At 33.5% G+C, this 11790-nt stretch carries 3 protein-coding genes and 1 other annotated feature (1 of these 4 running past the window's edge); all 3 genes read right to left on the bottom strand.

The genetic code is table 11. From position 1 onward, the window contains the following. Positions 1-212: a binding site (T-box leader), on the bottom strand (it extends 40 nt beyond the left edge of the window). A 197-nt stretch (positions 213-409) separates the two neighbouring features. Genes DWZ69_RS10735 through DWZ69_RS10730 form a run of 3 tightly spaced genes read right to left on the bottom strand, consistent with a single transcriptional unit; the run spans position 410 to position 11592 of the window. After that, positions 410-1375, bottom strand: a complete 966-nt coding sequence (locus tag DWZ69_RS10735; protein WP_118000497.1) for a hypothetical protein — start codon at positions 1373-1375, stop codon at positions 410-412. Positions 1376-1391: 16 nt separating this feature from the next. Further along, positions 1392-1550: a hypothetical protein gene (locus tag DWZ69_RS12125; protein WP_022165714.1), complete on the bottom strand. Its 159-nt coding sequence runs from the start codon at positions 1548-1550 to the stop codon at positions 1392-1394. Positions 1551-1581: 31 nt separating this feature from the next. After that, on the bottom strand, positions 1582-11592 hold the full coding sequence (locus DWZ69_RS10730) for a CotH kinase family protein (RefSeq protein WP_118437038.1): 10011 nt from the start codon (positions 11590-11592) through the stop codon (positions 1582-1584). Positions 11593-11790 lie beyond the last annotated feature (198 nt).

Raw genomic sequence — 11790 nt, 5'->3', positions numbered from 1 at the left:
ACAGCATACTCGGGAATTCCCTTTATATGTGTTCTCTGTAACGGGAGAAACCGTCAGCGCCTACATTAATATAAACTACAAAAGTCAAAAAACATTTCGGGCTGCAACTCCAGAGTGATTTTCATATATCTGCTACTAATACCCGACTCCCACCAACGTCAAGCTCTCTAAAACGTTCACTGATAAACTACTGTCTCTATCAAAGTCTTTGTTCATTAAATTTTATACATTTGTTATTTTAGTCAATTAATTTAAGAATGTCAACCACTATAGATGCTAATAATTCAAGAAATCTACATAAATATTAATAATTCAAGAGCTCTCTATAAATATTAACAGTTTAAGAAATTAAATTATTGATAATATTTATTAACAGCATCTATTGCCTTACACATATTAACCTCCTGTTCTAATTTTCCAACGTTCCGTCTGTAACAGTATATGTTGGGCTTGATGGTGTAAACAAGTTATTGTCCCAGCCATACGGAAGTGTTGTGTTTCTAAAATATGGATTAGTTGTAGCAACCTTGCTTAAAATATTTTCAAACAAATATTTATGTCCTGAATAGTTTTGTGCTTTACTGTTGCGGTATAAATAATCTGCTACTTCTGCAACCGACATAACAGCAGTTTTCTTTCCGTAAATGATTGTATCATTTCCTGCGGTGTCTGTTGCTATTATAAATGACCTAACAAAAATGGAATTTGTAATCTGTGGATTAATTCCATTCATTGTTACAACATAATATGTATTTTCTGTATCAGTAGTATCCCAATTATTAATTACTGCCCCATCACTTGCTAAAAAGCCATAAGTAACATTACTACCGGCATACTGCATTTTTCCTTCGTAAGAATACTGTTGTCCTGTAACTACATCTGGATTTAAAATTGTATATGCTGTGTTTAAAGCATCATTTTTTCTATAGCCACTTTGGTTCGGATCCAGGGCATATATTATTCCAAATTGTTTAACAGTATATGTGTTACCATCACTTGCTGTAATAGCGCTTCCTACGTTTAGTCCCTTACAAACAGTTCTAAAAGCAATATTTGAATCAGCCCCATTTGTTTTAATTTGGAAACCTTCAACTGCTGAATTATCTGTAGTTAAAACTGAAACAACTTCTACCGCGTCAGATACTGAACCTTCTGACTCCACACCGTTCAATGTGGATGTAACTTTCACTGTGTAAGTTCCATTTTCTGTATCGTCTGCTAAAAGGCTTATCCCTTGATTCAACGATTTATTAAATGTAGCTGCTGTGGTTTTGCCCACAGCTTCTACATTTTGTTTATTAGTAAATGTTAAGGAGCCTACAACTAAAGTTACAACACACACTGTAGATATAATCTTTTTATATTCTTTTCTCATAACATCTGCCCCTTTCCTAATCCAAATCTATTATGGGAGTGGTTGGTCCACCATCAGGTTGTGAAATATCAGCCACTGTGGTAATGTCACCATCCCAGCCATCCATAATATTTTGATTTATGTCAAAACGTGTAACTTCAATTATAGGTTTTTCATATTTTTTTGTGCGACTCACTTAAATACCCTCCTATTAATTGTATGTAGTATTACTGTTTATAAAAATCTTTATCAATGCTATTATCCCATGAATAATCTACAAGCCTATAACATCCTTTGTATTTCGTTCCATTTTTCTTTCCATACTTGGATGTTTCATTGTAAATCCAATCATAAACACTATCATAGTTCTTGTCATTGTTTTTCACTCCGTTAAGTAATTTCAGTAATTCATCTTCTACCTGGGAGCTTCTAAACTTACCTCTTGTATCATATGATATTCCCCATAAGCATTTGCAATAATTGTGTAAGTCCTGTGTCATTTTTGTCACTGTCTCATATCTGCTGTCAGATGTTGATGTGACTCCCATTGCCTTAAACATTGCATTTGCAATTTGTCCCATATTGTTATACATATCAACAATATTTAGAACATTATCATATAGGTAATCATGAGATTCTTTTGTTCCCATTTTCTGATTTTTATATAAATTCTGTGCAATGTCATACATATTTGTTGTGTAAATATTTTTACCATATACAACTTTTTCTGTACCATCACCCATATCTAATACTGCATATGCTCTAAATGCCCAATTCTGTTCCAATGAAGCATATTTGTAATTAGTATACTTAAATGTTAACGCATAGTATGTATAGTAATCATTGTCCTTAGCAGAAGTCGTGTAGCCTGCCAATTTGCCTCTATCTGTTGTTTCATATTTTGATACATTTGCATTAGATGAAACTGCATCCAAATTCATATTAGATTTTATGTCTGTATTTCCATCATCAATTGCATAAACTGTACCCATTTTCTTAACTTCATACAGTCTGTTATTGATTTTCATTACATTACTTGTTTTTGAAACAACTCTAAATGATGGATTGTATTCAGCTACTCCACCGGCATTCTTATTTGTGTTCATCTGGAAGCCAAGAACTTCTACATTTCCTGTGTTGACTTTTACTTCAAAAGGTATGTATGTGACTTTGTCTCCACTTTGAACTTTCAACAAATAATATGTTGTTGCATAGACAACACTAAACAGTTCTTCTGTTTCAGAGATTATCTGACCTGAATAAGACTGGTCACTTACTTTTTTCTCTGTAAAAGTCAAATCATTTGCATTTTCTGCATATAAAACAGAATCGCTTCCTTCTGAAACATAGACTTTTGTGTTACCTGCTACATAATAATTTGTATCACCGATTATGGATAAGTAGTGTCCATTGTAACCAACTGCATTATATGTATTTGTTCCAATAGATGTTGTTCCTCCTTTTTCTGTTATAGAAGAACCTTCATTGAATGCAGGATAATCTAAAAAGCTGATTGTACCTTTAAGTTTCAAGCCTGAGCCCATCTTTACAGACAATTGTGATTCACCACTAATCTCTCTCCATTTTCCTGTATGATTAACACCTGAATCAATTGAATCATCTGTTGGAATTATCTTAAAGTAGAAATCCTTATATGTATTTCCATCATTTCCACAAACACGAACTACATAGTAGTAAGTTGTGCCTTTTGTAAATCCCTTCGGTAATTCAAACATTGTTGAAGAATTCATTAATGTCTGTCCTTCATAGTAACTATCATATACTGATTTCGAAACTAACGATGTACTATTACCTCTTTGTACAAAAATCTTAGTTGTTGTTCCTGTAAAATATTTTGAACTACCGTTTAATGAAATATAACTGTCATTGTAACCTGTTATTCCATTAATGTCTTCATCAGTATAATAGTAAATTTTTGCATTTGTTTTTCCAAGTGAACCTTCTTCTGAAACAGGTAATATATGCTGGCCTGAAATTAATATCCATCTGTTATCATTGTCATCAGGATATGTAGGTACTTCACCCGGTACTATTTCCTCCGGTTCTTTTTCCGGCTCAATAATAGTGTATTTTACCGAATCTTCTGTTGTCTGTTCACACCATTTTGCCACTACTTTAATGGTATGTGTAGAACCGATTTCATTATATCCTAAGAAGCTATATGAACCTGCCCGTACATCTTGAGCCTTTAATTCACCATCAATGTAAACATCATATAAATATCCATCAGCTTCCTGCTGTGTTGAATTAACCCAGGAGATTGATAACGAACTACCTCTGTTTGTAGCAACTAAACCATTAACCTTTTCAATCTCAGGTATATCTGCTTTAATCTTTATTGGAATAGAAACATATTGTCCCGGATAATTTTGCTCATCCCAATATACTTTCATGTAATAATATTCATTATCTTTTTTTCCACCTAAAGCACTATGAACAGGTATCTGCGCTAACATATTAGGTAGCATAATCTGAATCTTATTGTTTCCATTAATTCCATATCCACTTAAAGAAACATAATTGCTCTCACTCTTATAATAATCTACTGAATTTGTATTTAACAAATCACCTGTACATGCATAATAAGAACCTGTTTCTGTTCCTTCCTCAACATATTTTCCATCTACTGAAGGAATAATCATATCACCGCTACTGTCTAACAAACCTCTTGTAATTAAAACTCTGTTAGCATTTGGATTAATCTTGTTCTGTGTATCCAAATCTACAGAAATATGATTTCCGTTGTAAGCTGCAATATTACTTAATTTAATATCATGCTTATCGTAATAAATTGAACTCTTTACTTCGCGATGAGCTGTGTGGTAATAAACAGGAATTGCTGAATTATCCATATTATTTCCCTGAATTTGTGTCCAGTCTCCAATATCACCATTTTCATCTGTAACTCTGAATGCAACTACTACATAATCACCATTTTTGTTATATAACTTCAATAAGTAGTATGCATTTAAATCAAAGTCATCAACGTTCATGTTGAAGCCGTTTCCGTCTCTGTTAAAGTGTGTTCCTGGTTTTTTAGGTTTTTGAACAGCATTTCCATCTACACCAATACCGTCAATGTCCCAACCTTCAACATCCATTATTGTACAGTTATCCAGGTCATTAATGTTAGACTCAACCTGATTTTTTGTTATTGCTGCCCAATATGGAACTGTACTAATAATATGTCCTGTTGAATCATTCTTAACTTCTGTCATTACAGTGTAGTTTGGATTGAAACCAATTGACATATAGCTAGCATTATATCCAATATCTTTTGTAATGATATTTTTGTAATCCAATGTTCTATTGTTTGTATCTACTACCTTGTATTCTATTCTGGCAGCCTTTGATCCCTGTGCCACTTTAAATTGATATGGTGTATTGCTTCCCACTGTTTCTTTTAAAGTTGTCCAATCCATTGGATTTTGTTCAATTACTGCATTGACAGTATATTCGTAACTGTTATTATTTTCATTAGACTCCTGAATGTATCCAACATCTTTGCCTTCTTCTGTATCCCATCCAGCATCATCTACATTAATAATCAGCTTCTTTGTTCCAGTTTCTTTTGCACACACATTTTTTAATCTGATACTAGCTGTTTTTCCAACATTCAAGCCTAAATAATAACCATCTGACACTACCTGCTCTACACCTTCCTGTCTACAAAGTGTCACATAAATTTTTTTGCCATAATTTTCCTGAGTATCTGTTGTAGCTGATACCTTTGCTGTACCGATATTTTTAACTGTTGCTACTAAATCAAAGTTTACATCAACTTTTACTTTCTCGTTGTTTTCATTTGGTCCCTTTACAGTGCTGACTATCAAATCAACCATAGCTGTTGTACTTGCATAATTATAATAGTTTTCATCTCCTGAAAATTTAACTAACACTTTTACTTGGGACTGATTGTCAAGGCCTTCATTATCTCCAAATGTATAAACATAATTACCATCACTGTCTACTTCATCTTTGCTAATAGTTTTCTTAATTATGTTTCCATCAACAACGTACTGAATCTGGTATGAGTCAACATTTTCATCTGTTGACTGTTTCCATGTTGCCTTGACTGGTCCGTCACCATTATTACTGTCTAATGTAACTGCTCCTTTTGAAATTATCTTAATTGCGACTTCTGTGCAGTTGTTGTTCTCATCACTTTCATCAACTACATAATCTGCGTCAGCGTATCCACCTATATGAATTGTTCCTTCTTTTAAATCACTTTCCTGAACAGTGTAATTAAATGTAACTGTTGGGGTAAACTCAGCTCCCACATTTAACTTTTGTTCAAGGTTGTCGTTCCCCATTGTTCTATATGTAGGATTAACAATATTTGACTCAATTATTTTTCCATCCTTAGTTGGCTTTACAGTCATGTTATTGTTTCCGTTAGGTTTTGCAACCCCTAAGCCAACATTCTTCATAGTTACTGTAATCGGAATAACATCCCCTACTCCATAGGCATTACTTGGAGTTGATACTGATGAAATTATCAAATCTGGCTTTAGGCTTCCCTTAGCATGAACATGTTCATCATCATCTTTTCCTACAGTTGTTACTGTTACTGTTGTTCCTTCAGTGAACTGTTCAAAATCACCTAAACTACACTTGTTATCAGTAACTGTCATTGTTTTTGTTTCATCACCAACAGTATACTCAACGATGTATTTCTTAACATCATCAGATGCAGGCCATGTTGCATATAAATTTCCATCTTCTAAATTGAAAGTTACTTCTTTTAATGAATCATAGAATTTGTATGACTTAGAATATTCGTTATTATCCTCATCATCTCCCTCATCTATAATTCTGTCTGCATCTACAAATGCTCTGTATTTATATATATTTGAGCCATCCTGATTTTCATCAATTTTAACATCAAAAACAACTGTATACTCTTCGCCCGGTTCCAAATATCCAGGACTAGTTCCCTGCTCTGCCTCAGTTGTATTAGCGTAACATATTTTATAACCTAAATCTTTACCGTTATTGCTATCTTCATATAGTCTTACAATAAGATTCTTTCCTGCTACAGGTTTTGCAACTGCATTACCAATATTTTTTATTGTTACACTAAGCTGTAAGTTTTCACCAATATAATGTGTCACTTTTGGAATGCTCATTCCTGTTACAACTAAATCAGGTTTTTTTGTATTTGAAATGATGGCTGTTGTTTCTTTTGAGCTCGTAACTGTGCCATCGTAAATACTCTTTACAACAACCTTATGTTCACCAACTGAATATCCTGATGCTGTTATGTTGTTTACAGTTCCAGGGAACAAGTCCTCAGTCCCTGAATATTTATAAAGTACCCCATCAATTTCTACCTGATATTTATAGGAACCTGCCATTTTGTCAGGTACATTAGATGACCATGATATAAATAAATCGCCCTTAGCATCATCACTTGCAACATTTGTACCTGTTGCCTTTAAATCTGTAATTCCATATACAGTATTAATGTTAGCATCTGAGAATGTAAGAGTTTTATTAGTTGCATTTTTAAAATCAAGTAAACCTAAGCCAAACAATAAATCATATGAATCATTTGTTGAGTTAAATGAAAGTGAATAATTAAGCACTGCACTTCCATCTTTTGCCCTTTCAAATGTATATTCTTTTTCTTCATAAATATCATTTGAATATGCTCCATTTACATACTCTTCAGGACAACATTTTATCTTTATAGTCTCGCCTATTAACTCTTTTGGTCCATATATCTTAAAAGATAAATTCTGTAACTCGCCCTTTGTTGCTGCTTCATTATAAATTGCAGCTTTGATAGTCCATGCCTGATCACTTCCTGTATGTTTGCCCATATTGTTAAAAGTCAAATTAGCCTGTCCACCATTTGTGTAATCTACTTTTACATCTGCCCCTGTTGATATGTCTGAATTTACACCTTCGCATATAGTGAAATTCCACTTGCTGTCAACTCCCGTATCATTCCACAAATTTGTCTCTCTTCCGAAAATGTAATTTACATACAATGTGAATGAATTTGAACCCATTACTCTTGTTGAATCAACATCTGATAGAGTCTCTTTGATTTCGTCTCCATTTTTGATTGCCACAACTGCTGTTGTATGTTTTCCAACTGTAGTTGCCTGTCCGTTGTTATTTGTTGCCTTTGCAAAAGCATAAGCAGGAACTGATATTGATGTTGTATTCTCGTCATCTGTTGTTATGTATAATTTTCCATCAGCATATATAGCATATTTAATTGCACCATCAACCTTATCCCATGTTATATTCTCATCACGATATTTTTCCCATTGATTGTCTGTGAATGTAACTTTTATAGCAGATGCCTTTGCTCTTTTCAAATATATAATAGCCTTATCCGTTTTATTAGCGGCTACAACTTCCAGTTTATGAACATTATAGTCATCTACATCTGTTTTTAAGACGCTAACAAATGCTCCTTCTGTAATAGTATAATCCTTATTATCTAATTTTACTGAAGTAAATTTAGCACCTAAATTGTATGCAATATAAAGTGTTGTATCGAGTACCTTTTTAGCTTTATTGTCATACGCTGTGCTATACTCTGATGGAATATAATACTTGTACTCTCCATCTGAGCCTTCAAAATCAATCCAGTTTGCATCACCCGGCACATCAATTTCACCTGCTGTTGTTGTTTCAGTTGGTGCTACTGTAGATGAATCTGTTTCAACCGGATCTTTACCACCCGTGGATTCGACTGTAGCCGTAACTGCGTCTGATTCATAACCATTTAGTGTAGCTATTAATTTTACCGTATGAGTTCCATTAGTTACTTCATAAGTATATCTTCCTGCCGCTACACCTGTTGATACTAATACGTCATCTATATATACGTTATATTTCTGACCATTACTAATCATGTCTCCATTTTGTCCCCATTCTACAGCAATATTGCCCCTACCATCGGCTGTTGCTAATAAGCCGATTGGGGTAATAGGCTTTGATGTCGAGCCTACAACCTTAACTAGGAATGTTCCTAAATTATTTCCTTCTACGGTAATGGTATGGTATGAGATTTCTCCTTTCTTCGAATCCAACAAAGAGTCCTTAATAAATACACAATCATTTTTTACATAAACTAACTTATTAACGGATGCATTTATAATATCCATATATCTAACACCATCAATAATAATTCCTGTTGGTGTACCACCGTCTTTAGCAACAAAGCCGAAAATACTTTGTGCTTTCATATTATCAGAAATCTTTCCCCATGCCTGAACTGTATTTGCTCCATAATAACCACACATGGTTTCACGTTCTGCCATCATGACTTTTTTAGCTTTTGTCATATAAATTGTTGCGCCACTGCTTGACTTATTTTCATTTACAATTTCCCAATCATCATCAGCAATGCTATCCGGATTAATTTTTTCCTGGGTTGCATCTTCAACTTCATCAACAAACTCTTCGGCTGTCTTTTCGCTATCACTTCCATAAACGCTAAAATCAAATATTGCCACAGGATAGCCTGTACTTCTCTTTGTTGGCACTATTCTGATATATTTAGCTTCTACTGAATCTCTTAAAATTATTTTATCTGTTCTTGCTCCTGTTAATCCGGAAAACTCAGCAACTTTATTATAGATTTTACCATCTGTTGAAACTTCTATCTCATAATCTGCAGCACTTGCTGTCTGCCACTTAATCAAAAGTTCCTTTACGTTATATGTATTTCCTAATTTAAGTTTAAAGTTATCACTTGTATTATCCAATGGTTCCCATTTTGTATCTGACTGGGTATCAATGGCATTTGATGGAATGTCCCCTGCAATTGGTGAGTAAGCAATTGCTCTTGCTCCTGCATATCTTACATAATTATTAAGACCGTCAACAGAATCTTTTCCTACACCGTTACTGTTTAAATCATCGTCGCCACTAATTCTATAATAAGCTGCATCTTCGTCACCTATATTAAACTGACTCATAATCCATGTGTTTCTATTTTTGAGCCATGTTTTATACTCTGTAATATACTCTTCATATGTATCATGCATTACACCTGAACCATAAGAGCCTACACTTTTAAGTTCATCTCCTGTAAAAGTTTTTCCACCTGTTCCATCTAATGATCCATTAATTCCATATAACCATGAATATCCCCATCCTACATTTCTGTCATCATCCGTTGTTGCTCTTTTATAGTTATATGCATTTTCATAATTTGTCTTAACGGATTTAGAGATTTCATTTACAACTGTGTCAACTTCTCCATTATCAGCATATAATGATTTAATCTTTGGTAATAGTTCTTTGTATCTTGCCACAACCTTATTATAGAAATTTTTATTCTTCATTAATACTTCGAACCACTTAAATGCATTCTGACTTCTAAAATCCTGTGCATTTTCATGATCATCAATATTACCACTTGAAAGGTCAAGATCCCACAATGGACCTGCGTATAATTTTCCATTTTTAATATAGAAACGTGTAGAACTAAAGCCTATATCCTTTGTCATAAAATATTCTGAAGTAATGTAAAAATCCACAAAAGAATCTACATCAATAAATTTTTTCATATCTTCAAACTGTGCATCAGATGTTTCGTATGATGTACTGTTAATTACAGTTTCAAATCCTTCTAAGTATGATTTAATATCATTTACAAATTGTGGCTTAACAGCATCTGCACTATTACCTGTTAAACTAGGATTTAATTTATTTCCCGCAATGTCTGTAGAACATACCGGATCATTTAAGCCAAACTGCTGTCCAAGTACACTTGTTTTAAAATAATATGCGTCTGTGTCTAATCTGCTATCATTAGCTAATTCAAGTAAAGCATCATACAGTTTATATTCTGTTCCATTAATAGTAACTGTTGTTGGTGTACTATCTGCCTTTACATCATCAGTAGTTTTGTCATAGTAACTTGTATCAATATTAACTCTGTCTGCTCCTACTTCCACTGACTCTGTTAAAAGGTATGTTCCCAAGTATTTTCCGTCCACGTATAAATCAACATTTTTACAATTGCTTGTGAATGCCTTACTTACATTGTTTTCAAATGGTGTCTGTGTACTCTCTAAATATCTCTGGAAATTAAGTCCCATGTAATTTCTTATCATGGTTTTATCAAAAATATTTGCAAGCAGACTCCATTTCTTTGCTGTACCCATACCAAATGGATTAATTGAAGAGTCAAACTTTAAGTTATACGCTTTCTTGTCAGCTAAAGATGTTGAATTACCTCTAACATTTACAGTTCCTGAATTTGAAACTTCTGTTGTACTTCCGTCTGCTCCTTTTATCATTAAAGAGGCATTCACTTTTGTCTTTGTAGTATCTGTGTATAAATTAATATCTTTTGTTTTTGTATCTCTTGATGAGTTTATAAAAATCTGCGGGATTCCGTTATCGTATGCTGTTGTTTTTCCTCTATATGTAAATGTTGTTTCACTTGAAGCGGGTGATGTTACAATAGTATCACCTTTCTTATAAACAGCATTCATTGTTACAGTATACTCTGTACCTTCTGTTAAATTAAGGCTACTTAAGTCAACACTGCTTCCCGATGATGCAATGTTTTCTATTGTCTGTCCATTGATAGTTAATGTGTATGTATATGTTGCCCCATCTTCAACAGTAACAGCATTTGGATCTGTAAAGCTTACCTTATATCCTCCATCAACTTCTGAATAGTTGTATACATATGCTTTAGTTAAAGCCTGTAGTGTAATTGAAGGTTCCGGTTCTGTTGTGGTTGTTTCTGTTGTGGTTTCTTCCTTAATATCTTCTTTGTTTCCTGTATAGAAATAATACACAACATCATGTGTGCCATACACAAATCGTAATGAATAATATGTGTTAGCCTTTAAATTTACGTCAGTCAAACCAAGTCCTATGTTATATCTTGTATTATCATGGTCTTTCATTCCTGGAAACACAGTTTCTCCTGTTGTTGTCTGCCCCTCGTTTAAATAAATTTTTGCATTATCTGCACCTGTAAGTCCTTCCGGATACACATGCAAATAATGGTGACCGTAAGCTTCTATGGCACTACTTTCTGCGCCCTTTGCCACCTTATAATTTAAAGTCATAGGAGTATTACTGGATTGATACGACATATTTGAAATTGTAGTCCATCCACTACCATCATTCTCCGCACTAACATTTTTCGGAGTAAAATTAATACTTGTAACCACCATAGCCATAGCAAGTATCATTGAAATTAATTTTTTCATCTGTCTCTTCATTTCCCTTTTCTCCCTTTCTTTTTTATAAACAGTATTTACTCTTAATTAACGTCGTTTTTCACTAAACTACTTATTTTTTCTTTATATTATTAGGTCAATTCTAAAAAAAGGTAAACTAACCCATCATTGTTTTATCATTTTTTAAGTATAACATTATGCATATTTTGTTTCAACGAAAAAACTTTTTTTCTATATTCT

It is taken from the genome of Eubacterium sp. AF34-35BH (assembly GCF_003477765.1).
GTDB lineage: Bacteria > Bacillota > Clostridia > Lachnospirales > Lachnospiraceae > Eubacterium_G.
This window is presented reverse-complemented; position numbering and strand designations above follow the sequence as displayed.